General features: G+C 51.9%; 23 protein-coding genes, 1 tRNA gene and 4 pseudogenes. 22 read left to right on the top strand and 6 right to left on the bottom strand.

The window, feature by feature from the left end:
• Window positions 1-28 precede the first annotated feature (28 nt).
• A pseudogene (gene gloB / locus FDY98_RS12750) lies at window positions 29-795 on the bottom strand (hydroxyacylglutathione hydrolase).
• 111 nt (window positions 796-906) lie between these two features.
• Here gloB and FDY98_RS28060 point away from each other — a divergent pair.
• The 5 genes and pseudogenes from FDY98_RS28060 to nudC all read left to right on the top strand — a co-directional run bounded on the left by FDY98_RS28060 (window position 907) and on the right by nudC (window position 3782).
• Window positions 907-1065 carry a hypothetical protein gene (locus tag FDY98_RS28060; protein ID WP_340146904.1) on the top strand — a complete coding sequence of 53 codons (159 nt, stop codon included), beginning with the start codon at window positions 907-909 and terminating at the stop codon, window positions 1063-1065.
• Window positions 1062-1238: pseudogene (locus FDY98_RS28055) on the top strand (methyltransferase type 11); the annotation flags it as partial. The gene FDY98_RS28060 and the pseudogene FDY98_RS28055, both read left to right, overlap by 4 nt.
• A 555-nt stretch (window positions 1239-1793) precedes the next feature.
• Window positions 1794-2264, top strand: a complete 471-nt coding sequence (gene rnhA, locus FDY98_RS12740) for a ribonuclease HI (protein ID WP_022523349.1) — start codon at window positions 1794-1796, stop codon at window positions 2262-2264.
• Window positions 2264-3004, top strand: a complete 741-nt coding sequence (dnaQ, locus tag FDY98_RS12735) for a DNA polymerase III subunit epsilon (protein WP_035537449.1) — start codon at window positions 2264-2266, stop codon at window positions 3002-3004. The genes rnhA and dnaQ overlap by 1 nt, the downstream gene beginning before the upstream one ends.
• Complete coding sequence (gene nudC / locus FDY98_RS12730; RefSeq protein ID WP_022523351.1) at window positions 2997-3782, top strand: NAD(+) diphosphatase; 786 nt, start codon at window positions 2997-2999, stop codon at window positions 3780-3782. The genes dnaQ and nudC overlap by 8 nt, the downstream gene beginning before the upstream one ends.
• Before the next feature lie 25 nt (window positions 3783-3807).
• On the opposite strand, the gene FDY98_RS12725 is transcribed toward nudC, so the two are convergent.
• Window positions 3808-4119: an SCP2 sterol-binding domain-containing protein gene (locus FDY98_RS12725; RefSeq protein WP_022523352.1), complete on the bottom strand. Its 312-nt coding sequence runs from the start codon at window positions 4117-4119 to the stop codon at window positions 3808-3810.
• 181 nt (window positions 4120-4300) lie between these two features.
• On the opposite strand from FDY98_RS12725, the gene sohB reads away from it, so the two are divergent.
• Window positions 4301-5344 (top strand): protease SohB, encoded by a 1044-nt coding sequence (sohB, locus tag FDY98_RS12720; protein WP_022523353.1) that lies wholly within the window; start codon window positions 4301-4303, stop codon window positions 5342-5344.
• A 17-nt stretch (window positions 5345-5361) separates the two neighbouring features.
• Here sohB and FDY98_RS12715 read toward each other — a convergent pair whose 3' ends face one another.
• Complete coding sequence (locus FDY98_RS12715; protein ID WP_022523354.1) at window positions 5362-5682, bottom strand: ArsR/SmtB family transcription factor; 321 nt, start codon at window positions 5680-5682, stop codon at window positions 5362-5364.
• Between the two features lie 326 nt (window positions 5683-6008).
• Here FDY98_RS12715 and FDY98_RS12710 point away from each other — a divergent pair, with 326 nt between their 5' ends.
• The 3 genes from FDY98_RS12710 to FDY98_RS12700 all read left to right on the top strand — a co-directional run bounded on the left by FDY98_RS12710 (window position 6009) and on the right by FDY98_RS12700 (window position 9653).
• Window positions 6009-7934, top strand: a complete 1926-nt coding sequence (locus FDY98_RS12710) for a propionyl-CoA synthetase (RefSeq protein ID WP_027959547.1) — start codon at window positions 6009-6011, stop codon at window positions 7932-7934.
• A 206-nt stretch (window positions 7935-8140) separates the two neighbouring features.
• Entirely contained in the window at window positions 8141-8809 is a 669-nt protein-coding gene (locus tag FDY98_RS12705) for a 7-cyano-7-deazaguanine/7-aminomethyl-7-deazaguanine transporter (RefSeq protein WP_009287831.1), read from the top strand.
• A 40-nt stretch (window positions 8810-8849) separates the two neighbouring features.
• Complete coding sequence (locus FDY98_RS12700; protein ID WP_027959546.1) at window positions 8850-9653, top strand: alpha/beta fold hydrolase; 804 nt, start codon at window positions 8850-8852, stop codon at window positions 9651-9653.
• Window positions 9654-9692: 39 nt separating this feature from the next.
• Here FDY98_RS12700 and FDY98_RS12695 read toward each other — a convergent pair.
• Both FDY98_RS12695 and FDY98_RS12690 read right to left on the bottom strand, forming a co-directional pair.
• A pseudogene (locus tag FDY98_RS12695) lies at window positions 9693-9967 on the bottom strand (DNA polymerase III subunit epsilon); the annotation flags it as partial.
• A 170-nt stretch (window positions 9968-10137) separates the two neighbouring features.
• Window positions 10138-11169 (bottom strand): ABC transporter substrate-binding protein, encoded by a 1032-nt coding sequence (locus tag FDY98_RS12690; RefSeq protein WP_340146545.1) that lies wholly within the window; start codon window positions 11167-11169, stop codon window positions 10138-10140.
• Window positions 11170-11321: 152 nt separating this feature from the next.
• On the opposite strand from FDY98_RS12690, the pseudogene FDY98_RS12685 reads away from it, so the two are divergent.
• Together FDY98_RS12685 and FDY98_RS12680 are read left to right on the top strand one after the other, a co-directional pair.
• Window positions 11322-13027: pseudogene (locus FDY98_RS12685) on the top strand (potassium/proton antiporter).
• Window positions 13028-13076: 49 nt separating this feature from the next.
• A tRNA-Ser gene (locus tag FDY98_RS12680) sits at window positions 13077-13167 on the top strand.
• Window positions 13168-13531: 364 nt separating this feature from the next.
• Here the strand turns inward: FDY98_RS12680 and FDY98_RS12675 are convergent.
• Window positions 13532-14272, bottom strand: a complete 741-nt coding sequence (locus tag FDY98_RS12675; RefSeq protein WP_027959542.1) for a hypothetical protein — start codon at window positions 14270-14272, stop codon at window positions 13532-13534.
• 215 nt (window positions 14273-14487) lie between these two features.
• Between FDY98_RS12675 and FDY98_RS12670 the strand changes: the two genes are divergently transcribed.
• The 11 genes from FDY98_RS12670 (at window position 14488) to FDY98_RS12630 (ending at window position 26096) form a co-directional block, all read left to right on the top strand.
• Window positions 14488-14868, top strand: a complete 381-nt coding sequence (locus FDY98_RS12670) for a hypothetical protein (RefSeq protein ID WP_155705889.1) — start codon at window positions 14488-14490, stop codon at window positions 14866-14868.
• Window positions 14869-14897: 29 nt separating this feature from the next.
• A complete protein-coding gene (locus FDY98_RS12665) occupies window positions 14898-16121 on the top strand; it encodes a MarR family transcriptional regulator (protein ID WP_155705888.1) in 1224 nt (407 codons plus the stop codon).
• A gap of 92 nt (window positions 16122-16213) precedes the next feature.
• Window positions 16214-16411: a helix-turn-helix transcriptional regulator gene (locus tag FDY98_RS12660; RefSeq protein ID WP_027965439.1), complete on the top strand. Its 198-nt coding sequence runs from the start codon at window positions 16214-16216 to the stop codon at window positions 16409-16411.
• Between the two features lie 355 nt (window positions 16412-16766).
• Window positions 16767-17399 carry an inovirus Gp2 family protein gene (locus FDY98_RS12655; protein ID WP_035537318.1) on the top strand — a complete coding sequence of 211 codons (633 nt, stop codon included), beginning with the start codon at window positions 16767-16769 and terminating at the stop codon, window positions 17397-17399.
• A gap of 656 nt (window positions 17400-18055) precedes the next feature.
• On the top strand, window positions 18056-18340 hold the full coding sequence (locus tag FDY98_RS12650; protein ID WP_155705886.1) for a hypothetical protein: 285 nt from the start codon (window positions 18056-18058) through the stop codon (window positions 18338-18340).
• A gap of 217 nt (window positions 18341-18557) precedes the next feature.
• Window positions 18558-20051 (top strand): N-6 DNA methylase, encoded by a 1494-nt coding sequence (locus FDY98_RS12645; RefSeq protein WP_196518026.1) that lies wholly within the window; start codon window positions 18558-18560, stop codon window positions 20049-20051.
• Window positions 20052-20096: 45 nt separating this feature from the next.
• Window positions 20097-20627: a type I restriction-modification system subunit M N-terminal domain-containing protein gene (locus FDY98_RS28050; protein ID WP_340146544.1), complete on the top strand. Its 531-nt coding sequence runs from the start codon at window positions 20097-20099 to the stop codon at window positions 20625-20627.
• On the top strand, window positions 20558-21580 hold the full coding sequence (locus FDY98_RS12640) for an HsdM family class I SAM-dependent methyltransferase (protein ID WP_340146543.1): 1023 nt from the start codon (window positions 20558-20560) through the stop codon (window positions 21578-21580). The genes FDY98_RS28050 and FDY98_RS12640 overlap by 70 nt, the downstream gene beginning before the upstream one ends.
• Window positions 21577-22692, top strand: coding sequence for a restriction endonuclease subunit S (locus tag FDY98_RS12635; protein WP_155705884.1), 1116 nt, complete (start codon window positions 21577-21579; stop codon window positions 22690-22692). Before FDY98_RS12640 ends, FDY98_RS12635 begins: the two co-directional genes overlap by 4 nt.
• Before the next feature lie 3 nt (window positions 22693-22695).
• The gene (locus FDY98_RS26240; RefSeq protein WP_196518024.1) at window positions 22696-23682 is read left to right on the top strand and encodes a DUF4145 domain-containing protein; all 987 of its coding nucleotides are present in this window, start codon (window positions 22696-22698) and stop codon (window positions 23680-23682) included.
• Complete coding sequence (locus tag FDY98_RS12630) at window positions 23607-26096, top strand: DEAD/DEAH box helicase family protein (protein ID WP_196518022.1); 2490 nt, start codon at window positions 23607-23609, stop codon at window positions 26094-26096. The genes FDY98_RS26240 and FDY98_RS12630 overlap by 76 nt, the downstream gene beginning before the upstream one ends.
• The last annotated feature ends 185 nt before the right edge of the window (window positions 26097-26281 follow it).

Below are 26281 nucleotides of genomic sequence, written 5' to 3'. Positions count from 1 at the left end.
TTGCATTCGTTTGGTTTCGATAGCGTTCTTAAAAACGGTTCTTCCACTCGCGTAGAGTGGTGAACGTAGCGAGATCATCATTATTAACACCCTGGGTGCCTGCCGCTTGGCGCACGCTATCAGTGCCCACACGGAGGTAGGGATTAATTTTCAGCTCGCGTCCTATCGTGCTGGGTAAGGTGGGGCGATCCAATGCCCGCGCCTTTTCACACTCCTGCAAGGCGTGTTTGACGTCTTCGTTTTCAGGATCCGCAGCACGGGCAAACGTTAGGTTTGCCTGAGTGTACTCATGGGCTGCAAAGACCAGTGTATCTTCAGGGAGTTCCGCAAATTTTTTCAGCGCGGTGTACATTTGCTCCGGGGTACCCTCGAATAAACGACCGCAACCCGCGCAAAAAAGGGTATCACCGCAGAACAGTAGTGCAGGGATACCCGCTGTGAAGTAGCTGATATGATCCAGCGTATGGCCGGGGGTCGCCATGACGTCAAACAAGCGACCCATAATGCGGACTTCGTCGCCATCACCCACGGTTTCATCGATGCCTTCAATCTTGGGATTGTCGGGGCCGATAACGTGCGGAGAGTAGCGTTTAATTAATTCTGCTAAACCACCGGTATGATCATGATGATGGTGAGTAATCAGAATGCAGCTGAGGGTGAGCGACTCACGCTCAAGAAACTCGATCACCGGGGCAGCTTCACCGGGATCCACCACACAAACGCTTTGACTGGTATCTTGTCTTAATAGCCAAATATAGTTGTCGCTAAGGCGGGGATCGGTGTCACGCTCATCATCGGCGAGATCCTTTAAGTTACGAAAAAACACATCAAACATTGCGCTTATTAGCGCTAAATCGGTGCGTAAAAGGCGTTAAAAAGCCGTTACTGTGGAGGGAAGCGCTGTTCATGTCAAATTCGACGATGGCCACGACACTGGCTAAGCGCTTACAAAGTAGCCAGCCTTATTGGCAAACAGAGGCGGGGCGTTCGCTGTGGGAAACACAGCGTGCCTGCTTAGGGCCCGTTGTGGAATCGCGCGTGTGGGCGGCCACAGCTTGGAAATGAGCATGGGGCCGGCACTGATGACCATGTCGGCCATTGCGCACCCCATACGCTGGTTGCCTACGCGTCAGTTAGCCGAAAACGATAGCACCTTGGTATGCCCACCGGATCAGCTTGCGCTGCCGGATCGCTGTTTAGATGTGATGGTCATCCACCACTGGCTTGAGCACTTAACCGATGCCCACTTTACGCTTCAGGAGGCTGCGCGTGTCACTGCTGACAACGGCATTATGGTGCTGTTTGGTTTTAACCCTGTCGGTGTGAGTGGTCTTACCCGGCAGTTGCGAAAGCGCCAACAGACGTTTCCCTTGAGCGGTACCTGGCGCTCGGCTAGCCGCCTGCGGGACTGGTTGGCGTTTGTCGACTTTGAGGTGGAGCGGGTAGACTATTGCTGTTTCAGGGGGCGGATGAACGCCAAGTGCGGTGAGTATTGGGAGTCGTTAGGGCGGCGGCATAACCTGCCGCTGGGCGAAAGTTATATGATTCAAGCACGCCGACAGCAGCGCCAAGCGCCAGTGCAGCGTTTGAAATTTGGTTTGAAGGCGCCAGTGTCCCCGGCGTCGTTGGGTGTTACCCGCTCAGGCTCATCCGCCCACTATCAAACGCCTCCGCTAGAACATCGCAAGCCAAAACACGGCAAACGGATAGGCACACAGCTGATTCAAATAAAGTTGATCCACAGAAGCCTGTTTTACATAAATCTGTTCTACATAGACCGGGGGATCAGGAGATTGACTAAAGAGGCGGCGGGAGATCTACCTCGGGTAACGGTGTATACCGATGGGGCTTGTAGGGGTAACCCAGGGCCCGGCGGATGGGGTGTTGTACTGGCGAGTGGCGAGCATGAGAAAACCTTGAAAGGCTATGAAGCAGATACCACTAATAATCGCATGGAGTTAATGGCTGCGATTATGGCGCTACGCACCCTCAATACCCCTTGTGAAGTGGCGCTTTGGACTGACTCCCAATATGTACGCCAGGGGATTACCCAGTGGATTCATAACTGGATCAAGCGCGGCTGGAAAACCGCTGCCAAGCAGCCGGTCAAAAATGCCGAACTGTGGAAGACCCTGCACGAAGAGACCCAGCGCCACCAAGTCGAGTGGCACTGGGTAAAAGGGCATAGCGGCCACCCTGGCAACGAGCGCGCCGATGCGCTGGCCAATGAAGCGATTGATGAGCACCAAAAGAGGAGAGCATGATGCGTCAGGTGATCTTGGATACTGAAACCACGGGTATTGACCCCAAAGATGGCCATCGCCTAGTCGAAATTGGTGCTATTGAGATGGTCAATCGACGCTTCACTGGTCGCACTTATCACCAATACATCAATCCTGAGCGGCATATCGATGCTGAAGTAGTCGCCGTTCACGGGATTGATGACGCCAAAGTCGCTAACGAGCCGGTCTTCGCGGCAATTGCCGATGAGTTTTGGGCATTTATTGAAGGCGCAGAGCTGGTGATTCATAACGCCCCCTTCGATGTGGGCTTTATTGACCACGAGCTGGGCATGTTGAATCGGCAGCGTAAATCCCCTGTGTTGGGGCCGGTAAGCGATCATTGTGGCGTATTAGATACGCTGACCATGGCGCGGAAGATGCACCCCGGTCAGCGCAACAGTCTTGATGCATTGTGCAAACGCTACGATATCGACAATGGGCACCGGGTACTGCACGGCGCACTGTTAGATTCTGAAATCCTCGCCGAAGTCTACCTGGCGATGACCGGTGGACAGACCGCGCTGACCTTGGACGCGGCCTCCGCAGCGGAACAGGAGCAGGCGGATACCTCCAATGAGGGGATGTCGATTCAGCGGCTTTCTTTAACGCCGGGCCAGTTGCGCGTGGTGCGGCCAACAGACGAAGAGCGAGCGGCCCATCAGGCCAAGTGCGAGGCGCATCAATTGAACTGGTTTGAGGAGGGTGCGGCCAGCGATGCTTAGGCGAGAAATCCCCCATCACGAACAAGCTGGTCGGGTTATTCGGCTGTCGCGTAGCCTATTGGCGCCCGCACCGTTAAACGGTAGTGAAGAGTTGACCCCGCTGCAGCCCTATCAACCCTGGACAGAGCAGATGCAGCCGCTGTGTTACTGGGATGATGAACCGGTGGCGCTGCTTGTGGAATCCCAAGCTGGAAACGATTGGATTGATGGTCGTCAATGGATGAGCGAGCTTTCAACCGTTTGGTTTAGCCTGCTTTCCACGGCGCTGCAGGTAGGTGCTTGGTTAGAGAATCACCGTTTCTGCGGCCGCTGTGGTGCACCGGCCACCAAGCTAACTGCGGAATTTGCTATGCACTGCCACGCCTGTGGGCACCGCAACTATCCGCGTATCTCACCGTGTATTATCACGCTGGTGACCAGCGGGGAGGCGATGCTGCTTGCCCGCAGTCCGCGCTTTCCACCCGGGCGCTACTCCACCTTGGCGGGTTTTATCGAGCCTGGGGAGTCAGCGGAAGAGGCGGTGCATCGTGAAGTGTTTGAGGAAGTGGGCGTGCATATCGATCAACTGCGTTATCACCAAAGTCAAGCGTGGCCATTCCCGCACTCGTTGATGTTTGGTTACTTCGCCGAAGCCACCACCCGGCGCATTCGCATCGATGGGGTGGAAATTAGCGATGCGGCGTGGTTTTCACCCCGTCAGTTGCCCTCTCTGCCGCCGCCTTACTCGATATCCCGCGAACTAATCGAAACCCATTTGGCACGCTGGCGCGAAGAGTAAGCGGCGCCGCGTGCCGATATGACGATTACTCGCTAGGGAATAAGCTAGTCAGCTTAGTGGCCAGCATGACATTACCAGTCGCTTTTAGCTTACCGGTCATAAAGGCCGTCATACCATTGATCTCACCGCTCATAATGCCTTTTAGCGTGTCAGTGGTTAGGCTTAAGCTGACAGAAGGATCGTCGTGCTCACCTTCTTGTACGTCCAGCGTGCCATCTTGGATATTTAAGTAGTAGCTGCCCGCATCGGTAAAGTGAAACTGGAAAACTTCATCCATGCCCTTTGCCGCTTCCGGATTAAAACGCGCTTTTAACTTCTCAAGGGTGTTGTTTGACATAACATATCTCTCGGTTAAGTAGATCAGGCTAAGGCTAGCGACCAGAGCCAAAAGAAACAATCGTAAAGGCAAGCGAGGTTATTTCATACGGGCGTTCCAATCAAGCGCGCTAGTCACTATCAGCATACGCATATACAACGCACGAGCTATAAAGGAATTAATCCTCTAATGGAGAACGTCAATGAGTGAATGGGTAGCAGAGATAGGCACCTTTGTTGTGCAAACCACCATCGTGATGGCGCTGATAGGCTTTGGCCTGCTGCTGATTGCACGAACCAAGCAGGACAAAGAGAGCGAGCTGAAACTCACGATCGAGCCACTTAACGATCAACGACGCCGCCGTGTCCGGCGTTTGCGGCTGGCTGCCACGCTCCCTGGTGCGCGCAAAAAGCTGCTGAAACTATTTCGCAGTGAAGATAAAAAGCGTCACAAGGAGCACAAAACGGAGCAAGACGGCGCCTCAGCGCCAAGGGTTTGGGTGCTCGACTTCCATGGCGATCTGAAAGCCTCGCAAACCGAGCATTTTGCTCAAGAGGTATCGGCCATCATCGGTGTCGCCGCTAAGGAAGACGAGGTAGTGGTGCGTCTTGAGTCCGCGGGTGGCCTGGTGCATGCCTATGGGTTGGCAGCGGCGCAGTTAGACCGGCTGCGTACGGCGGGGTTAAACACAACCGTCTGTATCGACAAGGTGGCGGCAAGCGGTGGTTACCTGATGGCCTGTACTGCACAGCACATCAAGGCCGCGCCTTTCGCAGTGATTGGTTCCATCGGCGTGGTGGCACAAGTTCCCAATATTCATCGCCTGCTTAAGCGCCATGATGTTGACGTCGAACTGCTTACCGCCGGTAAATACAAACGTACCTTAACCGTGCTGGGTGAAAATACCGAAGAGGGTAAAGCGAAGTTCTTGGAGGATTTAGAGAATACGCACCGCTTGTTTAAAGGCTATGTGGCAGAACGGCGTCCCAGCATGGATATTGACACCCTCGCCACAGGCGAGATTTGGTATGGTAGCGAGGCGCTATCTTTACAGCTTGTCGACAGCGTAGGGACTAGCGAAGCCTATCTGGTAGAACGTATGACCGAGGCGCAAGTATTCACAGTGAAGCTAGAAGCCCCTAAAACCGTCAGTCGTAAACTGGGGTTGGCCATTTCAGAAGGTGTTGAAAAAGCAGCGCTGAAAGCGCTTGGTCTAATCGACGCCGCTGGGTGGCAGCGGCGCTGAGATTAAACCCTGAAGCGTTATGCAGCGTAATGGTGTGCCAAGGTGTCAATCACGGCCTTGGCGCTTTCGCTGCTTAACGAATAATAGATGGTTTGTGACTCCCGTCGGGTATCGACGAGCTCATCACGCCGCAAAATAGCCAGATGTTGCGAAAGTGCCGACTGACTTAACGCAAGCTGTTGATTAATTTGCGTCACTGACAGCTCTTTCTCGGCAAGAAGGCAGAGGATTTGCAGCCGTTTTTCATTGGCCAACGCTTTTAGCAGGTTGGTTCCCGCCTCAATAGCGCGACAGTTATGTTCAAGCAGGCGTGTAGCGGCGCTTGTAGAAGCAGACATAATGATCTCCTTGCCTACACTGTTACATCAGCGTTTTATAAGCATTGTTTTAAAGGCGTCGTTTTAAAGGCATTGCTGTACGTTGTCGAGGCATCGTCGCGTCGCGAGGACCATGTTGTTTAATGATCAGTAATTTAGCGAGTTTTGTCCAAACTTCTGTTTAACGGTTAATCAATGGTAGTCATTCGACATCTTGTCGACAATGTTGGTACCTGTCTACCGCTTTGGTCGCTATTTAGCCCATAGTATGAGGGCGAAATATCGGTTTCCTTTATAAAGTGTCAACAATTCTCCTTGATCGTTACTACAAAAAAGATAGGGATACCATGAACCGCTACCAACACACCTTCCAACGCTCCATCGAACACCCTGAATCGTTCTGGGCCGAGCAGGCCAAACGTATTCCCTGGTATACGCCGCCTAAAACCATTCTCAGCTACGATAAGCAGAGCCCTGGGAAAGAGCATGCTCGTTGGTTCAGCGACGGTGAAATGAATCTTAGCTACGCTGCACTGGATTATCATGTCGAAAATGGGCGCGGTGATCAGGCGGCGATTTTCTGGGATTCGCCTGCCGCACAAGCCAAACTCACCCTTAGCTACCGCGAAATGCGCGATAAAGTGGCGTATTTTGCGGGGGCGCTAACGCAACTAGGCGTCACTAAGGGGGATCGTGTGGTGATTTATATGCCAATGATCCCCGAAGCGCTGGTGGCCATGTACGCCTGCGCGCGGCTTGGCGCTATTCACTCGGTGGTATTTGGTGGCTTCGCCCCCCATGAGCTGGCGGCGCGGATTGAAGACGCCGAGCCTAAAGTGGTGGTTGCCGCTTCCTGCGGTATCGAGCTGGGCAAGGTGTTGCCCTATAAGCCAATGGTAGACCAAGCCGTTGAATTAAGCGCCCATAAGCCGGATGCCTGCGTCGTTTATCAGCGTGAAGCGCACCGGGCTGAACTGGAGGAGGGCGATTACGACTGGGAAGAGTTGGTTGCGAAGGCGCCGTTTGCTGAATGCGTGCCGGTGAAGGGAACCGACCCGCTGTATATCCTCTATACCTCAGGCACCACCGGAAAACCCAAAGGTGTTATGCGCGATACGGGTGGCTACGCGGTAGCGCTGGCCTATTCGATGCAGGCGATCTACGCCATGGAGCCCGGTGAAGTGTTCTTTACCGCCTCGGATGTGGGCTGGGTCGTTGGGCATTCCTACATTGTTTACGCCCCCTTGCTACTTGGTTGCACCACGGTGGTATACGAAGGGAAGCCGGTAAAAACCCCCGATGCGGGCAGCTTCTGGCGCTTGATCGAGGAGTACCGGGTGAAGAGTTTCTTCACTGCGCCCACGGCCTTCCGTGCGATTAAGAAAGAGGATCCTGATGCTAAACTGTTACTGAACTACGATATCAGCAGCCTAAAGCACCTCTATGTGGCCGGAGAACGCCTCGATCCACCCACGTTTCACTGGCTGGATGACCTTTTGGACGTGCCGGTGATTGATCACTGGTGGCAAACTGAAACCGGCTGGCCCATCGCCGCCAACTTGCCCGGCATAGAGGCCGTGCCCACCAAAGCGGGATCCGCAACGTTCCCCGTTCCTGGCTTCAATGTGCAGGTGCTCAACCGTGATGGTGAACAGGCCAAACCCATGGAGCAGGGCAGTGTAGTGATCAAACAGCCCATGCCGCCAGGTTGTTTGACCGGCGTTTGGCGCGACGAGAAGCGTTTTCATAGCGCTTATATGGCGGCGTTCCCCGGTTATTATTTGACCGGCGATGGCGGTTATTTTGATGAGCAGGGTTATCTGTTCATTATGGGCCGTACCGATGACGTTATTAACGTGGCAGGGCACAGACTCTCGACCGGTGAAATGGAAGAGGTGGTTGGCGCCCATCCCGCGGTGGCCGAGTGCGCGGTGATTGGGATTCATGACGATCTTAAAGGGCAATTGCCGATTGGCCTGGTGATTCCTAAAGATGGTTTTAATGGCGATGAAGCGACACTGGAGGCCGAGCTCATTGCGTGGGTTCGCGAGCATATTGGCCCAATTGCCTGCTTCAAGCAGGTGTTAGTGGTCGACCGCTTACCCAAAACCCGTTCGGGTAAAATTCTGCGCAAGCTACTGCGCACGATTGCCGATGGCAAAGAGTTTGGTATTCCCTCCACCATTGATGACCCCACCAGCCTGACCGATGTTCACGCCGTCATGCGTGAACGCTCGGTAGGTGCCGCTGATAGAGCCACACCGCTGGATTGATGCGGCTACTTTTTATTAGCCAAGTGCGAGGGCATGCAGATTGCCAAGGGGTGGCGGCTTCCATCCCTTGGCTTTTAATATCATGTATAAGCCGTATAATGCGCTCCCCAGAACAGCGCCAGTTTTATCAACGTTGATTTGGCGATGCGCTTACTACCCCGAGGGTTCCCTAACCCCTCTTATCTATTAAAAAAAGGTCTACCCGCATGTTTGCATTGAGTGAGACTCAACACCGCCGTTGCCTAATGGTGATGGTGGCTTTCCATATCGGCATTATTGCCGCCAGTAACTATCTCGTTCAGCTGCCGTTTACGCTGTTTGGCTTTCATACCACCTGGGGCGCGTTTAGCTTCCCGTTTATTTTTCTAGCCACCGACCTAACGGTACGTCTGTTTGGCAAAGGGCCGGCGCGATCGATTATTCTGCGCGTTATGCTTCCCGCACTGCTGGTCTCCTATGTGGTATCCGTGGTATTTCCCCGCGGCAGCTTTGCCGGGATTGAGGCACTTTCGGAGTGGAACCTGTTTGTCGCCCGTATCGCCCTCGCCAGCTTCCTGGCCTATGTGATTGGCCAGTTGCTGGATGTACAAGTGTTTGACCGTTTGCGCCAGTGGGCATGGTGGGTAGCACCCGTTTGCTCAACGGTGTTGGGTAACCTGGCTGACACCTTTGCATTCTTCTCGGCGGCGTTCTATAACAGCCCAGACCCCTTTATGGCCGCCAATTGGATAGAAATCGCCGCCGTCGACTATGCCATTAAGCTCGCTATCAGCCTGCTGTTTTTCCTTCCGCTGTATGGCTTGCTGCTTGCCTGGCTAACGCGCCGCTTGGTGGTTTGGACAGGCCAGGTGGATGCCGAGCCCCGTACGGCGTAATCGCGTAAACACACAGAGTCCGCAAGGCTGAGGAGCTAGCATGACTGACGTTGCCACCGTTGATCTCCACTTTATCGATATGCCCGCCGACGAAGCCGCCGCAGATACACCTCCGCTGGTGGTGATTCATGGTTTGCTGGGGAGTGCCGATAATTGGCGTTCGCACTTAAAAGTGTGGCAGGGCAGCCGCCGGGTGATTGCGCTGGATCTGCGTAACCATGGCCGCTCACCCCATGCAGAGGGAATGCGTTACGCCACCATGGCGGATGACGTGATAGCGCTATTGGACAAGCTCTCGATCAAGCGCGCTCATGTGCTGGGCCACTCCATGGGTGGCAAAGTGGCGATCAGTTTGGCGCGCTTGGCGCCTGAGCGGGTGGCGTCGTTGATTGTGGCGGATATTGCCCCGGTGGCTTATGAGCATGGCCACGATGATGTGTTTGCCGCGCTCGATAATGTGCGGGAAGGCCAGCCCAAAAATCGTCGTGAAGCCGATGATCTGTTGGGCGAGCATGTAGAGTCGCGACCCACACGGCTGTTCTTGGCCACTAATCTGGTGCGCAATGACGATAACGTGATGGCGATTCGGGTAGGCTTAGATCAGATCAAGCGCGGTTATAGCGACATTATCGGCGTGCCCGATGGCGAGCAGCCTTTTGAAGGCCCGGTGCTGGTGCTGCGTGGCGGCGATTCCCACTATGTGGCTGACGATATGATCCCCGCGCTGCGTGAGGTGCTGCCTTGTGCCCGTGTGGTAACGCTCAAAAATGCCGGTCACTGGCTACACGCCGACCAGCCGGAAGCCTTCCAGCAGGCAGTGACGGCGTTTCTAGACGCGCAGTAGATGCGTGTTTAGTAAATGCTTAAGAAACGCGCTGTTTTATCAGAGTGGCGTGACAGTTAATCCGTGCTGCTCTGGGTAACGCAAGAAACGGTTCAAAATTCGGTAGCTATATCCACATCAAAGCTTGCGGGCGCTGCTGTAGCGCCCGCTGACTGCCCCTCAATAGCAATGCTGCCCGGCCACGGCCAAACATTGACCTGAAGCTGGGTGAGCGCTTCCTGCGCCCCCTGGGTATGCGCTGCTATCGACTCCTGACCATTGCACGCGCCACGGCACTTGCCCACCTGATTGGCAAAACAACGCCCCTTACCTTTTGCAAAAATTAAAGCTGTTTCGCTCATGGGCCGCCATGGTAGTGGATGGAGAGCTATTAATACTTGGTTATAAAGTGTGTGGATCTACTGCTAAACGCGATACGGCAGCGTCTCGTCAGTAAGGCCCATTTTGTGTAGAAAGGTTTCAAAGTCAGCGTAACGGCGGCTATCTAACGCCGCGGGCTCAGCGCCATGCGGCGCAGGATGTCCTCCCAGGCGTTGGCGTTAATGTCATTATCGAGCACAGGGTGCGCGCTAATCAGCAGCTCCCAGGCGGCGTCAGGGTTGTCGATAATCCAGTGGCTGGCTTGCTCAACGGCAAGCACGAAGCGAGACCAGGTATCAGCGCGGCGCGCAAGCGTATCGCTATTGGCCAATACCACCAGGCCGTCATTACGGGGGATATCTAACTCATCGAAGCGAATGACGTGGGTGTTAATGCCTTCAGTCGCCAACTGCTGAGGAAGGTAGTGGTAAAAGCCATCGGCGACCGCGTCAATCTGACCCTCCCGCATTGCTCGAATGGGGTCGAAGTGCAGGTTGATGGGCGGGGTGAAATCATCGGTTTGTTGTACCGAGCGGGGGAGTAAACGCGGGATGCTCAGGTCGCGACCTTCTCCGGTGGTATAACCATAGTGTAACCCTGCCAAGGTATTTTCGGTTTCCGCCTGCTCCTCGCCCGCCACAATGACCGCCGTCAGCGAGGTTTCGATCAGTGTCGCGATGCGGACGATTGGCGCGCCGTTATGAGCCTGCATATGAAGCAGCGGCTGGCGGGTCAGCGCCAAATCGACTTCACCTGCGGTTAGCAGCTTGATAGCGATGGAGGGGTCGGCCGGTGACTGAATCTCCACTTCAAGTCCTTGGGCAGCGTACAGCCCTCGCTCTTTAGCAATCACCAAGGCTGCGTGCTGCGGGCTCAAGTACCAATCCAGCATTAGCGTGATGTGTTTAACCGGCGGTGGTTCGAGCGGCGGTGCCGGGGTTTGCGCCGTGGTGGGCACTTCCTCGACGCTTTCGCTGTCAATGTTTCGCCAAAATGCTTCCGGCACCTCAACATCTGTATCTAGCGTCAGCGGCGCCGTTTCTGAAGGGCTTTCTTCGCGCTCTTCATTTGCGTAAATAACTGAATTAGAAAACAATAAGGTGACGATAAGACTCAACAGGATAGGGTGCCAACAGCGTAAGAGGCAACGCAACATAGTCAGTAACTCCAGGGGTTGTAACGGCGAAGTGTAGCCGCCTGGGAAAGCTTCTGACCAGCCCCTTGAGCATAAGGGGGCGCTGAGAAGAGACAGTAAATTCAACGGTTACATGCAATAATAGCGCTGTATTGATGTAGAGACGGAGAGTCATGGACACAATTTATACGTTCTTTTTGGTAGGCGGTTCTCTTATGGCCCTCAGCATTTTGGCCAGCCGCTTATCGTCGATGATGGGTGTGCCGCTGCTGCTGATCTTCCTTGGGCTAGGCATGCTAGCAGGTGAAGAGGGCGTACTGGGCGTAGTGTTTGACGATTACTCCATGGCCTTTGCCATCGGCCACCTCGCGCTGGCCATGATTTTGTTAGACGGTGGCTTACGTACTCGCCTCAAAACCTTCCGAGTGGGTTTTAAACCCGCGCTTTCCCTCGCGACCTTTGGCGTCTTTATCACCAGCGCCATTGTTGGCGTTATCGCGATGTGGATTTTTGACCTAACGATAGTACAGGGCCTGCTGGTTGGCGCCATCGTAGGTTCAACCGATGCCGCTGCGGTTTTCTCCATGCTTAGCGGTCGCGGCGTTAATCTCAACGAACGGTAGGGGCGACGCTGGAGATCGAGTCGGGTACCAACGACCCGATGGCAATTTTCCTGACCCTGATGCTGGTTGAGCTGCTTGTTGGTGATATTGGTGGCCCCGTTGAAACCCTGCTGTTTTTCCTTTCCCAGTTTGGTATTGGTTTGGTTGTCGGCCTAGGGGGCGGTTGGCTGAGTGCCAAGCTGCTTCGCTGGCTCGATTTAGCCCCAGGCCTTTATGCCATGCTGGCGCTGGCGCTGGGGTTCAGCGTATTCGGTTTAACCAGTGTGCTGGGCGGTAGCGGATTTTTGGCCATCTACCTTGCTGGTTTGATGATTGGTAACCAGCCTGGGCGCCACCTTAACTTTATTCTGCCGGTGCACGACGGCTTGGCGTGGCTAAGCCAAATCGGCCTGTTCCTGGTACTTGGCCTGCTGGTTACACCCAGTGAGTTATGGGACGTGGCACTGCCCGCGGGTTTGGTGGCACTGGCGCTCATCTTTATTGCCCGCCCGTTGGCGGTGCTGATCACCATCAAACCGTTCTTTAAATTCCGTTGGCGGGAAACCTTCTTCATTGCCTGGGTGGGCTTGAGAGGGGCGGTGCCTATCGTGCTGGCTATTTTCCCGGTTATCGGTGGGGTAGAAAACGCCTCGCTCTACTTTAATGTGGCCTTCGCCGTGGTATTGATGTCGCTACTGATTCAGGGCGGCTCACTGACGCTGATGGCCAAGTGGTTGAAGGTGGAAGTGCCGGTAGGCACCGTGCCTAACCGGCGCGGCCCGCTGGGCATCCTGCCGGAAAACGACTTTGAGCTGTTTGTGTACGGGGTCGAAAACCAGGATTTAGAGGATGTGCCCATCCGGCTGCTGCGTTTTCCTTCAGGTGCTTTGATTTCCGCGCTGTTCCGCGACCACGCCATGCTGCACCCCAAGGGCAGCACGCGCTTGAAGCTGGGCGATGTGATTTGTGTGATCGGCCGCTCAGAGGACTTGTACGCGCTTAACCGACTATTCAATGGCGATGCCAAGCTCAAGCAGGAGCGCGCCTTCTTCGGTACCTTTACCCTGGATGGCAGCGCGCAAATGCAGGATATCGCCCAAGCCTATGGCCTAACGCTCAGCCCCGGTGAGCAGGACATGACACTGGCGGAATTTATCGCCCTGCGCGTGGGCGGCCACCCGGTTATCGGGGACGACGTCGATTGGCATGGTATTCATTGGGTGGTCAGCGATATGGAAGGCGGAAAGATTACCCGCGTCGGGTTACGTTTGTACTAAAAGGCGTTGACTTCCAAGGAAAAGCTGTTAGTATACGCACCCATAAGCCGGAGGGATGGCAGAGCGGTTGAATGCACCGGTCTTGAAAACCGGCATAGGTTAATAGCCTATCCAGGGTTCGAATCCCTGTCCCTCCGCCATATACTACGATTAAGCCGCTGATTTCAGCGGCTTTTTTGTGTCTAATATTTAGTCGGCCCCCCAATTAGTCCCCCAATTAAATGTTTAACATTTCGATAAATTTCTTGTTAGAAATATTTTCATATTTGGTGCTACGTCAGTGTAAGAGGTGCATGTAGAGCTTTTGCCACAACTCTCAGCTTTGCAATAGGTAATGACAAAGGGGAGGAAAGCGCTTTTAGCTAGCGTAATCATTCATTGCAGTTAAGGGGGAAAGAAATTCCAGGCTAGTTTTAAACAATGAGCGCATTTCTCTTGGCGTAGACTATGACCTAGCAGACGCACCATGAGCGCTCGAAGGCACTAACTGTAGGCGATAAGGCTTTACAGTAAGCCGGTATCTGATTCTTCAATACCATTTATTATTGCCTGTTCTCGCATCCGCATGCGAAGAGTAGGGAAAGCATAACAGTTTAACGATTTAAGCTTGCTAGTATTCAACTCTGCATGGGAGACACGTTTTTCTACCAAGTCGTGATATGTCTGCTTATCATTGCTTTCCAGAGGTGAGTCATCCCACCCTCCCACAAACGCTTCTAGACGACAGCGATAGCTTAATTCCTCTGCCAGGGTATTCATTAAGCTGTTTACCACTGTCATGTAGTCATGCTCTATTTGCTGAGCTTTTTCATGCTGTTTATTCAGTTGGGCTCTCAGTTTTTCTCGATCTCCTCTAGCTTGCGCTGTGTCGCGCTTTTGATCATTAATCGCGTCGTTGATGATTTGACTAAGGGTATTGCCCTGGGATTGCCCATGGTTTTTGGCCAAAGCATTAAGTTTCTTCAAAGACTCTTTTGGCATCTGAAGGGATACTGGATTGCCATGTTTTTTCCGGTGTTGGCGAGTTTGCCAAGCACTTTTCATCTGTCTGCTGGCCTCTCGATACTCTGCATTATCTGGAAGCAAATTTAAGCTTTTAGCCATTTCTTGATAGCCAAATTGATTGTGATTCTTCACTAATGTGAACAGAGAAGAACCGGCAATCGCCTTACGGCCCATGTAAGAAGCGATCCAAGCCAACTGGTCATTATTACTCTTATTTATCCAATCAAACGGCTGTGTCATTAGCGCTAACCAATAATGATGTTGCTTATAAATTGAGTGAGCATCATAGCTGCACTCACATGTAAAAACCAGCTGTCACGTTGTAATATCACAACGTGCTGGCACTGTATGAGCACAATGTGATCAAACAATGTCATGAATTTATTTTTTATAAGTAAACAAATAGGATTTTAATTATCTTGTGAAACGCCTAAATATTAGCAATGAATACAACATTGCTGACTTACCAAAACCCTGAATTGCCTCCTGAAGCACGATGGTTGGTGATGCAGTGGGCTTTGCTTATCGGCCCTGAAAATAGTGTCGAAAGCTCACTTCAGACACTTTTTGCCCGTCTGGGCTTAACCTATGCGCAGGGTCGTCGTGCTTGGGGGGTACTCACTGGTAAGCAGGGAGATAATCAAGAGCGATTTGTTGATATAGAACGACTGCCACGTCAGGGGCCTGGGAGACCAGGCTCGCGATATCGCTTATCAGCTAAGCTGGTAAAGGCAATTGCAACTATCCCTGCACATGCTTGTGAGCAACATGTTGAAGAAATCAACACTCTGGCAAAACGACACGTTTATCTACCACTGATCATAAAGTCGGTTTGATTGAGGGTAGCCGTCTCCGAGCCACTAGTTTGTCGCTACCTAATCGCTGGCTGCTGATGGTGCTATTAGCGCATGCAGACTCACCAGGCGTCGTTACCTGTTTAAGCGTATCAGCGATGCGCCGCCTAACAGGGATGTCGCGCTATCGCATTACGAGTCAGTTGAAGAAGCTAAGTGACTTGGGGCTCATTACGCATCACGAGCCAGGTCGCTACGCCCCCCATGCCAGTGTTCGAAAGACCTCCATATACTTGCTTGACCTAGCCCATCCGTTGCTGGGTAACGGTGGCAGAGAGTCAGTAAATATTCTATTACCGACCTCAAACTCTGAGCATAAGAGAACGGAGTTAGTAGATGGCATAGTTGATGCAGCTTTGGCCGCAGGAGTAAGTAGTCTAAAAATCGCGGCATTGATAGAGGAGTATAAAGCTATTGAAGCTGCTAACAGACATGCATCAACCGAGATGGAAGAGGCAACCCTATCAAAAGAGCCTTTAGATAGGGTTGCCAAAGTTTATAAAGCTAACGTTAAAAAAGCTCAGAACGTATACCACTCTGCTATGGAGTTACTGCCTAGCTCTTATCCCCTAGAAGATGGCATAGAAGCTTTGCTTACGGCTTACGATGCCGATGACGCTGCTTGGCTGTTGACTAGTGTACATGTAGATGCAATGTGGCTGCTCTCATCAGCCTGGACTGAAATGATTGAAGGCGGGGTAGGCCTGAGAGACCCACACCCAGAAATCATCGCGAGTATTGCACGCCGCTTAGGTTCTTTGCCTAATGACTTCAAAAATGACGATTTTAATGGTGAGATGGATACCGTGGCTGGCGGAAATGTTGACTGCCTCCAGGATGAAGAAGACAAAGCACTAAGCGAGACCGAACCAACTACTGCGAGGAATCCTGATTCTTACTCTCACCTTGTTAAATTTTGTTATGCATTATCCCATCATTTGGCTAAACACCTTCAATATGCGCTGCGGAGCCATGCCCACATTCACGGGGAGATGGATTATGAATCAATGGACTTTATGTTGATTCCCATTTTTCATAAAAAGCCTGCTAATAAAAGCTTGGCCATGTTTCAGCTTCGTGGTTATGGCTCCTCAGGTCAAAAACTCATACAAGAAGTATGCACATTCCCATTAAGTGTACGTGAAGATCTAAAAGCTTATTGGCAAACTCATTACCACGAATATTTTCCAGAAAAAAATGAGCCTGATGAGGCCCTTGGTGGCTCCGCTCTCTAACGTCTTCTAGTTAAATACGTAGGTTTTATGGCCACTTTCCAATTAAAAATACTCAGCTTCCTCATGTCATGAACGAATAACAGGAGTTCGTCATGAGCATGAAACTGATCCGCATCAAAGACGTCATGGATCGTACTGGCTTGGCCAAATCAACGATCTACAAGTACATAAGCCTTGGGCAGTTCCCTCAACCTACTAAACTAGGCACCCGTGCCGTGGCCTGGGTTGATAGTGAGATCGAGGCTTGGATTAATGAAAGCATTAGGCGTAGGGATGAAGAGGTTGCTTAATGCTTGTTTATTTAGGAAACTCTAATTTAATTAAAGAGTTGATAGTCCAGTACCTATCACCTGCTCACACCACAGTCCATTTAGGTTGATGATCATTAAATCAGCCTTTTCGACCCTTGTTTAAATTATATAAGTCTAGGTAATTTCTGTAAGTAAACCAATAGATCTTATTTAGAGAGTAATTGACTAATCAAAGGGTAAGGGAAGGGGCCTCAAGCCCCGTACCTAACCAAACAAGCCGATACTCCATCAATATTCGTTTGAATCCAGATATCGCTGGAGGATTCATCGTGCCTGCCACTAAAGCCCATGCCTTGTCGGTAATGGGCAATTATCCACGTGCCGGAGATTGAAAATGACACACTTGCACTATGACTCCTTGTTTAACGGTATGCCCGTTCAAGAAGAATATTTGCCGATGGTGAGTGAATACCTTCAAGCGCTAAACGAAACAATGCAGAAGGCGATATGTGAATATCCTCGAGTATTGGCTTTGCGTGTTGATCCAGTAATACCAACCGATATAAGCGATAGGATGACGCTAGAGGATTATAAAGGCCTAATCTCAAGGTTCATTGCTTCTCTGAAGGCTATTATCAAACACGACCGGCAGCATAAGCGTCAGAGCGGCTGGGTGCCAGATACCAAAGTGCGCTATGTGTGGTGCTGCGAGGTAGGCAATAATGGTAAACCTCACTATCACTTCTTTTTGCTACTTAACCGCGATGCTTATCACATGCCCGGTAGGGCATGCTCTCCCAATGAAAACCTTATTAGCCGCGTGTCCCGCGCTTGGTACAGCGCGCTAGGTATTGCTTGGAATCCTCAAGAGCCATGGGTTCACGTACCAGCCCATCCGTATTATTGGATCGACAGGGATGATCTAAACAGCTTTCAGGAGGCGTTCTATCGCGCCTCTTATCTTTGCAAAGCTGAGACTAAGCATTATGGGCTTGGGGTCAGAGCATTTGGCACTAGTCGCAGCTAAGCCGCAGTTCAAGGTAGCAACTAGCAGCCTGTCATCATTATGTTTTGTTTACATTGGTTAAGCCTTTGCGTTAGCCGGTCTGCTTGAGATACCACCTCTTCGTCAAATTACGATCGTGAAGTGTTGACCAAGGCACCGGCTAATCAGAGACGCCCCCCATTAAAAAGCGTGGTTCCTAGCCACACGGCCTCGACAGTTAGGAATTTCGATGAGTCATCATTGCAGACATCTCACTACAATAGTGCCTTCTTCCTCAATGATATTGATGAGGAGTTGGAAGGTTGGGAAGACGGTGATGACCTCCTCGCTGAAGTAGATATCTTAGGCAGGGCCCCCAGGCGTTGCCCGCGACAGATACACATAAGCGAGAGCCACCCTGAACGGCCGACTACTGCGTGACGGATCGACATCGGATGGAAATGCCGAGGTCAAGAAGGGCTGTAGTGGAAATTGAACCTGATAGCACTGCTTACGCTTCAACCATGCCTTCAGGATCTTGTTTTGCTGCTAAAGTAGCCCCAAAGCCAAGCAATACCGCGCCTAAATTGTAATAAAAGGAATAATATTTCAGCTAATTACCATTTAAGTAACGATATTACTTGAAAAGTAATATTCGCCAACCTACACTCTCTTCCATCACGGTGGAGGACTCTTTAATGGCACGTACACGACACATGCATCAGCGTATGGGGCAGCGCGGTATTACTAGCCGCCTAGTGGATCTGACCAGCCAATACGGCATAGACAATGGTGGCCATATCGTCCTGGATCGCAAAAATATTGATGAATTACTGGCGGGACTGGACGGCTTTCGCAAGGAGCTTCTCAAGGCTCATGAGAAAGGTGGCTTTGTAGTCGTCGAAAGTGGAGATACGCAAATTACTGCCTATCGCATCAACAGCTATAACCGTAAAAGGCCGGCTACCAATGTTAAGCACTAAGCCAAAGCACATGCTTGCATCACTGGTTGACACGCTGAAAAGCCAAGGCTTGAGCAGCCACAACATCGTATACCAAGCTTCCTTACTGGCTGCCTGGTCCTGGTGTTTTCAACACCGACCGGAGCTCGGGCTCCCGGCCCCTAAAGATCGCCCTGGTATTACCTTGGCCATGAAAGCGATGAGGGAAGCTCTAGATACTGCGGTAGGCTCATCGAACATGGATACAGGCTTCCTGGAAATGAATTGCACAGGCCGAGCCGTTCAGGAGCTGCAGGAAAAGACGGCGCATCTAGAATGGCCCGACGCTGAATCCTTGATCAAGGAGCTTGCAAACCTGGCTGAACAAACTCTGGGGCAACAAGCAGGTGAACACACTCTTCCCCTGAAGCTGGCTGAGCTGATGGTAGCGCTAGGCCGTACAGCCGAAAAGCGGGTGATCGCAGCCTATCATCGAGGTGATCTGCTGATGGCTTTATCAGATAGAGCAGCAGAACGCACCTACGTAAGCCAGTCGCACACCTTGCTGTCTGAAGCCTTGGTATTGATATGTGGCGCATCCATGGTGAGCAAGGATCGTAGTGAACAATTACTACATGCAGAAGTGGTGCTGTCTGCTCCTCCAATGGGTGTCAAAGTTCTTTACTCAGAGAGCTCTGGTAAGCAGCGATCTCGCCGATCGGATGCTGTTGGTTTTCAAGAAGCATATGAGCTTGCTACTAGCCGAGCAGTTGTTCTGTTGCCTCCCGGTACGCTTTACGACATGGCGGAGTACGCCCTTAGAGAAGAACTTGTAAGTGACAACGTCATCGACATGGTAATTCAAATGCCAGACCAAACGCTTTTAGGTACCACTATTCCACCGGTGCTGGTCGTGTTAGATAAAAAGCGTCAGCAGGGAGATTTCATTACCTTCGTAGATGCCTCTCGTCTGATGAAAGATGCCCCTACGAAAAGCAGCAAAAAGCTCCAATTGCGTAGCGACTTCTGGGAAAAACTAAATCAGGTTGTGATAAACCCCATAAATGAAGCAACCTGCCGACAGGTTAGCCAAAGCGAAATAGAGAGTAACGACTTCGACCTCTCGGTTAATCGCTATGTGATGGGTATTGCCACCCAGAAAATTAACAGCCAAGAGAGCATCCACCCACTTAGTGAAGTTGCTGAAATTGTGCGCGCACAAACGCTCAAGGGTGAAGGGGGCGAGGATGGCAAGCTCTTCATCGAAATTGGTGGTCGCGACATCGATGTTAGCGGGCAAATAAGCATCCAGGAGCCTGGAAAGGAACTCAATGTGGCTGGGCGTACCCGCAAGCGCGCTGAGCAACAACAATTACGACCAGGAGATGTGCTGCTTATCAGTAAGGGGAGTATCGGGCGAGTTGCTCTGGTAGGAAATAACTGCGGCAACAATTGGATAGCAGGCCAAGTCTTTTTCATCCTCCGAGCCAAAGAGCACATAGTAAGGCCAGAATACCTCTATCGTTACCTCTCTTCACCCATGGTGCAGCAATATCTTGAGGAGATCGCCAGTGGGACGGGAATCCCCATACTCAAGGCGAATGACATCAAATATCTATCGGTGCCTCTGCCTAGCTTGCAGGATCAAGAAAGGGTGATCGACGTGCATCACCAGATCATGGAAGAGTACGCAGCCATTTGGGCTCATCAGAAAAAGATTGAAGAACTGTCACAGCAGCATTGGCCCATCTGAAGAAACCAGCTGTCTAGATCACACTATATTTAGAAAAGGAAAGTCATGATTACTGGCGAACTTAAGACCCAGGTCAACAGCATCTGGAACACGATGTGGTCGGGTGGCGTATCGAACCCTCTTACTGTTATTGAACAGCTCACCTATCTGCTGTTTATCAAACGTCTGGATGAGATACACACACTCAAGGAGCGTAAGGCTGCTCGTACCGCCGCCCCCCTTGAAGAGCCCGTTTTCGATGCTAGCCAAGACCACCTGCGCTGGTCGCGCTTCAAGGAGCTCGCTCCGGAGCTGATGTTTAACACTATACGCGATGAGGTATTCCCGTTCATAAAGTCCCTAGGGCAGAAGGGTGATGCCGATGGTGAAGGTGGGTCAACCTATACTAACCACATGAAGGATGCTCTGTTCCTCATGCCGAACCCGAGGGTGTTGGCCAATGTGGTGGATCAGCTCGACGGCATCGATATGAGTGACGCTGACACAAAGGCGACCTCTACGAGTTTATGCTCGGTAAGATCGCTAGCGCTGGGCAAAATGGTCAGTTCCGTACTCCTCGGCACATCATCAAACTAATGGTGGAGATGACCGCTCCGACACCTAAAGACGTGATTTGTGACCCCGCTTGTGGTACCGCGGGCTTTCTGATCGCTGCCTCCGAGCACCTGCGTGAGCATCATAGTGGCGAAATCTATCGAGACGAAGCGTCTCGCCGACGCTTCAATGAAGGGACATTCCACGGCTACGACTTTGACTCCACCATGCTCCGCATTGGCAGCATGAACATGCTGCTGCATGGCGTGGAGAACCCTGATATCCGCTATAAGGACTCTCTGGCCCAGGCGGATGAAAACGATGCGGAGCAATATTCCCTTATCCTGGCCAACCCTCCTTTCGCAGGCAGTCTTGATTACGAGTCCACTGCTAAGGATTTACTGCAGATCGTCAAGACCAAGAAGACGGAGCTGCTATTTCTGACGCTGTTCCTGCGCATGCTTCAGACCGGTGGCCGTGCAGCTGTTATTGTGCCGGACGGCGTACTGTTCGGTTCCAGCAACGCGCACAAGGCACTGCGCAAGATATTGGTCGAGGACCAGAAGTTGGACGCCGTCATCTCTATGCCTTCAGGTGTTTTTAAGCCCTACGCCGGTGTTTCTACAGCCATTCTTTTCTTTACCAAGACAAACTCTGGAGGCACCGACAGGGTCTGGTTTTACGATATGCAAGCTGATGGCTTCTCTCTTGACGATAAGCGAACTGAACAGCCTGATAAAAGCGACCTGCCCGACATTCTAGCTCGCTGGCAAAACCAGGCGTTGGAGATGGGCCGCAAGCGCACAGACAAGAGTTTCCTTATTCCCAAATCGGAAATTGTGGGTAATGACTACGATCTCTCCATTAATCGCTATAAGGAGGTGGAGTACCAAGCAGTCGAGCATGAATCACCACAAGACATTCTTCAACGGCTGACGGAGTTGGAGGCGAAGATTACCGAGGGACATGAGGCGCTGGAGGCGATGTTAGGATGAATTGGCCTATGATTAGTCTTCCAGAAATTTGCCGTCCTAAACAATGGCCCACGGTTCCCAAAAGTCAAATGCTTGAATCGGGGTTTCCGGTCTATGGGGCAAATGGAAAAATCGGTTATTTTTCCACTTATAATCATGAGTATCCAACTATCCTTATAACTTGCCGCGGAGCCACTTGCGGAACGATCAACGTATGCGAGCCCAAGTCATATGTGACTGGAAATGCAATGGCTCTTGATGAGCTGGATTCGAGTCGTGTGGATTTGAGATTTCTCAGTCGCGTACTGGAGAGCGCAGATTTCGGTAAAGTTATAACAGGTGTGGCCCAACCGCAGATAACAAGGCAAACCCTGTCGCGTCTCCAGTTTCCTCTTCCTCCCTTGGCAGAACAAAAACGAATCGCGGCCATTCTCGATGCTGCAGATGACTTGCGAGCCAAACGCCGCGATGCCCTCGCCCAGCTCGACTCCTTCCTTCAATCAACCTTCATCGATATGTTTGGCGATCCTATTACCAATCCGATGGAGTGGGATATGGGCGTTATTGGTGATCTTTTAGCCTCCGCCAATTACGGTACAAGCAAGAAAGCAAGCCAAGATGAAGGCCAGTACCCCGTGCTGCGGATGAACAACATTACTTATACGGGTGAATGGGACTTTAGAAGTATTAAGTTTATCGATTTGGATGAAAAGGAACTGCTAAAGCATCTTGTCCATAACGGGCAGATTCTGTTCAATCGGACTAACAGTAAAGAGATGGTCGGTAAAACTGCGGTTTATCGAAGGAAAGAGCCGATGGCCTTCGCTGGTTACCTTGTGAGAGGAGTGGTGAATGATTCTGCCGACCCCGAGTATATTGGCGCCTTCATGAACACGCCACAAATGAAACTATATCTCCAAAGTAAATGTAAAAGTATTGTCGGAATGGCCAACATTAATGCAAAGGAATTTCAAGCAATTCCAATTCCTAAGCCTCCGGTCAAGCTCCAACGCAGCTTCGCTTCCATCGTGGAATCTGTCGAGCAGCAGAAATCTCGCATGCGCGCACATCTTGCCGAGCTGGATGCTCTATTTGCCTCACTCCAACACCGCGCCTTCAACGGAGAGCTGTAACTTATGACCAACTTTGCCTTTCTGCCACGTGAGTTTAGCACCGTTGCCGAGTCCGCTACCCGGGCGGAAGGCTATATCTTAGGTGATCCGCGGGCGGCCTGCTTTCATGCCCGCTTTGCGCTGGAAGCGGCTGTTCACTGGCTATATCGGCACGATGCTGAGCTGCGCATGCCCTATGACCGCAACCTGGGTGCACTCCTCCATGAGCCAAGCTTCAAGAATCTGCTGCCGGAGGCGGTGTTTCAGAAAGCACGGGTTATCCAGAAGATGGGCAACCAAGCGGTGCATGAAACGCGTCCTGTAAAAGAGAACGATGCCCGTCAAGTAGTTAAAGAGCTACATCATCTCTGCTATTGGCTGACTCGCACCTATGCACCCGAAGCTTCTCGCGACGGTGCGGCCTGGAAAGATGAGCGAATTCCTCAGCCTGTCAGCCACGAGGACGTTGTGCCTCGCCTGGAATTGGAAGCGTTGGAGAAGCAGCTGGCCGAACAGAACAAGGCAGCACTAAAGCAGCAGAAGGCGCGTGACGCACTGGATGCCGAAGTACAGCAACTGCGTGAGCAGGTGGCCAAAGCGCGGCAGAAGGCGGAACAGCAGCCGGATACACACGACTATTCAGAGGCCGAAACGCGGGACTACCTGATCGATGTCGAACTACGTCGTGCTGGCTGGCCACTGGAGAACCTTGAAGATCGGGAATACAAAGTCAGTGGTATGCCTAATAACAAGGGCGTGGGGTACGTCGACTACGTACTCTGGGGGGACGATGGTAAGCCATTAGCAGTTGTGGAGGCGAAGCGAACAACGTCAGACCCGAAGGCTGGCCGCCAGCAAGCCAAACTCTATGCCGACTGCCTAGAGAAAATGCATGGCCAGCGGCCACTCATCTTCTACACCAATGGCTACAAGACATGGTTGTGGGACGATACTTTCTACTCCCCCGCCGCGCAGCGGGTTTCTACAAGAAGGATGAGCTCGCCAGCCTGATTCGTCGTCGCACCCAGCGCGACAAGCTAAACATAGCCGAGGTGAAAGACGAGATCGCGGGGCGTTATTACCAGAAACGAGCCATTGCGAGCATCTTCGAGCAGTTTGCCAAGGCCCAGCGTAAATCCCTGCTGGTAATGGCCACAGGCACCGGCAAGACCCGTACTGCCGTCGCTTTAGTTGATGTATTGCAACGAGCTGGCTGGGTGAAGCGAGCTCTATTCCTAGCCGACCGTGTCTCTTTGGTCAACCAAGCGGCCAATGCTTTCAAGACACACCTACCTGACTCAAGCCCCGTTAACCTGGTGACAGAGAAGAATACCGAGGGGCGGGTGTACGTCTGTACCTATCCGACCATGATGGGGCTAATCGATGATACCCAAGGTAATGAAGCCCGTTTTGGGGTGGGTCATTTCGATCTGGTGATCATCGACGAAGCCCACCGCTCGGTATACCAGAAGTACGGCGAGATCTTTCGCTATTTCGATTCACTCCTTGTCGGCCTGACTGCAACGCCACGTGAGCAAGTAGATAAGAATACCTATGACCTGTTCGGCCTCGAACCCGGTGTTCCCACCGATGCCTACGAGCTGGATCGAGCAGTACAAGATGGCTTCCTTGTTCCACCCAAGGTTCAACAAGTTGATCTTAGGTTTCCAAGGGAAGGGATAGACTATGAGGATCTTAGCGATGAGGAGAAAGCCGAATGGGAAAGCCTCGACTGGGGCGATGAGGCTGAAGAGGTGGGCATGCCAACAGAGGTGAATGCCTCCGCCATCAATAATTGGCTATTCAATACAGACACTGTAGACAAGATGCTGCAGCACCTAATGGAGCAGGGCCATCGCGTGGAAGGAGGCGACCGTCTGGCTAAAACCCTCATCTTCGCTCGTAATCACAGGCATGCTGAGTTTATTGAGGGTCGGTTCAACCATCACTATCCGCACTATGCTGGCCACTTCGCTAGAGTCATCGACAATCAGGCCAAGTATCCCCAAAGCCTGATTGATGACTTTTCACAGGCTGACAAGGCGCCTCATATCGCCATTTCCGTCGATATGCTGGATACCGGGATCGATGTGCCTGAGGTTGCTAACTTGGTTTTCTTCAAACCTGTATTCTCGAAGATCAAGTTCTGGCAGATGATTGGACGTGGCACCCGGCTCTGTCCAGGTCTTTATGGGCCAGTTGGGGATGAAGATGATAAGCAGGACTTTCGGGTGTTTGATTTCTGCTTTAACTTCGACTTCTTCCGTGAGAACCCCGACGGCATTGAAGCCAGTGGCGGCGTCCCGCTGGGAACACGACTATTCCGGTCTCGTGTACAGTTACTCAGTTACCTGCAGTCAACTCCCGATCTAGACCCTGATAGCACTCTGACTCCTAGCCTCGCTAAAGGCCTGCATAGTGAGGTGGTCACCATGAACCCAGACAACTTCATTGTGCGGATGCATCTGGAGGCCGTGGAGCGGTTTCAAGACCGTCAGACTTGGGATCAGCTGGGCTCAGACGAATGCGAGGTCTTGCTGAATGAAGTGGCTGGACTCCCTAGCGCGCAGGAGACTGACGACATTGAGTCTCGCATGTTCGACCTAACGGCACTGCGCATGCAGCTATCTCTAATCGAAACCGATGCCAACGGCTTCGAAAGGCTGCGAAGGCGAGTAATGGAAATTGCCGAAATCCTGGTGGAGAAGACCAGCATACCAATGATCAAGGAGCAGCTTGGTTACCTGCAGGCCATGCAAGAGCAAGGCTTTTGGGAGGGGATTAATATCCCACTGCTAGAGGAAATGCGCCTGCGTCTTAGAGGATTGGTGCCTTTTATTGATAAGAAGAGCCGCGAGATCGTTTACACCGACTTCAAGGATGAAGTACTGGGCGTTCGAGAAGAGGCTGTCTTTGAGATGCCCAAGATGACTGGCGTGCAGTACGCCAAGAAAGTCGAGGCTTATCTGAATAGCCACCTCAACAATATCGTGATTCACAGGCTCCGCACTAACCAACCACTAACCGTGACCGACCTAGAAAGCCTTGAAGCCGCCCTAAAACAGATCGGGGAGGAGAATGGCGAGGCGTTACTGTCCAACCTATTGGAGCAACGCCAGGCTCCCTCATTGGCTTATTTCATCCGCAGCTTGGTCGGTATGGACCGTGAGGCGGCGCATACCGCATTTTCAGAGTTCCTTTCTGACCGCAGCCTCTCTTCATCGCAGGTTCGGTTCATCGAAATGATCATTGATCAGCTGACTACACGAGGAGTAATAGAGGCTAAAGCGCTGTATGAGCCTCCATTTAGCCACCTTCATACAGGCGGACCCGAAGAGCTGTTCTCGGGAAAGGAAAACGTCATCAATGGCATTTTTGGTGCACTTAAGGCAACACAGCCGAAAGTCATCACAAAAGCAGGGTAAGGCAATTCGTTTACGCTGGAAAAAAGGAGGTGTTTACGAATTCATTATAGCGTTATGTCTGACGCATACATCTCAGTGGCATTCCAACTGGCCGATACCCTATCAAAACTTGGTAGCACCACCGGGCAGCTAAAATATCGCGATAGTTAACAGGAGCAGTGCTTCTAAACAACCATCAGAATGTA

Source organism: Halomonas sp. PA16-9 (assembly GCF_009728585.1).
Lineage (GTDB): Bacteria > Pseudomonadota > Gammaproteobacteria > Pseudomonadales > Halomonadaceae > Vreelandella > Vreelandella titanicae.
Note: the sequence above shows the minus strand (reverse complement) of the source record. Positions and strands in the feature narration are given on the sequence as shown.

Excerpts from the sequence above, each read along its gene's own strand:
- FDY98_RS12690 (WP_340146545.1), bottom strand. The coding sequence starts at position 11,169 with ATGTTGCGTTGCCTCTTACGCTGTTGGCACCCTATCCTGTTGAGTCTT.
- nudC (WP_022523351.1), top strand. The coding sequence starts at position 2,997 with ATGCTTAGGCGAGAAATCCCCCATCACGAACAAGCTGGTCGGGTTATT.
- FDY98_RS12635 (WP_155705884.1), top strand. The coding sequence starts at position 21,577 with ATGAATTGGCCTATGATTAGTCTTCCAGAAATTTGCCGTCCTAAACAA.
- FDY98_RS12710 (WP_027959547.1), top strand. The coding sequence starts at position 6,009 with ATGAACCGCTACCAACACACCTTCCAACGCTCCATCGAACACCCTGAA.
- dnaQ (WP_035537449.1), top strand. The coding sequence starts at position 2,264 with ATGCGTCAGGTGATCTTGGATACTGAAACCACGGGTATTGACCCCAAA.
- FDY98_RS28050 (WP_340146544.1), top strand. The coding sequence starts at position 20,097 with ATGATTACTGGCGAACTTAAGACCCAGGTCAACAGCATCTGGAACACG.
- FDY98_RS12705 (WP_009287831.1), top strand. The coding sequence starts at position 8,141 with ATGTTTGCATTGAGTGAGACTCAACACCGCCGTTGCCTAATGGTGATG.
- FDY98_RS12725 (WP_022523352.1), bottom strand. The coding sequence starts at position 4,119 with ATGTCAAACAACACCCTTGAGAAGTTAAAAGCGCGTTTTAATCCGGAA.
- FDY98_RS12675 (WP_027959542.1), bottom strand. The coding sequence starts at position 14,272 with ATGACACAGCCGTTTGATTGGATAAATAAGAGTAATAATGACCAGTTG.
- FDY98_RS12640 (WP_340146543.1), top strand. The coding sequence starts at position 20,558 with ATGCTCGGTAAGATCGCTAGCGCTGGGCAAAATGGTCAGTTCCGTACT.
- FDY98_RS12655 (WP_035537318.1), top strand. The coding sequence starts at position 16,767 with ATGACACACTTGCACTATGACTCCTTGTTTAACGGTATGCCCGTTCAA.
- sohB (WP_022523353.1), top strand. The coding sequence starts at position 4,301 with ATGAGTGAATGGGTAGCAGAGATAGGCACCTTTGTTGTGCAAACCACC.
- FDY98_RS12660 (WP_027965439.1), top strand. The coding sequence starts at position 16,214 with ATGAGCATGAAACTGATCCGCATCAAAGACGTCATGGATCGTACTGGC.
- FDY98_RS28060 (WP_340146904.1), top strand. The coding sequence starts at position 907 with ATGTCAAATTCGACGATGGCCACGACACTGGCTAAGCGCTTACAAAGT.
- FDY98_RS12645 (WP_196518026.1), top strand. The coding sequence starts at position 18,558 with ATGGATACAGGCTTCCTGGAAATGAATTGCACAGGCCGAGCCGTTCAG.
- FDY98_RS12700 (WP_027959546.1), top strand. The coding sequence starts at position 8,850 with ATGACTGACGTTGCCACCGTTGATCTCCACTTTATCGATATGCCCGCC.
- FDY98_RS26240 (WP_196518024.1), top strand. The coding sequence starts at position 22,696 with ATGACCAACTTTGCCTTTCTGCCACGTGAGTTTAGCACCGTTGCCGAG.
- FDY98_RS12715 (WP_022523354.1), bottom strand. The coding sequence starts at position 5,682 with ATGTCTGCTTCTACAAGCGCCGCTACACGCCTGCTTGAACATAACTGT.
- FDY98_RS12630 (WP_196518022.1), top strand. The coding sequence starts at position 23,607 with ATGGTTGTGGGACGATACTTTCTACTCCCCCGCCGCGCAGCGGGTTTC.
- FDY98_RS12650 (WP_155705886.1), top strand. The coding sequence starts at position 18,056 with ATGGCACGTACACGACACATGCATCAGCGTATGGGGCAGCGCGGTATT.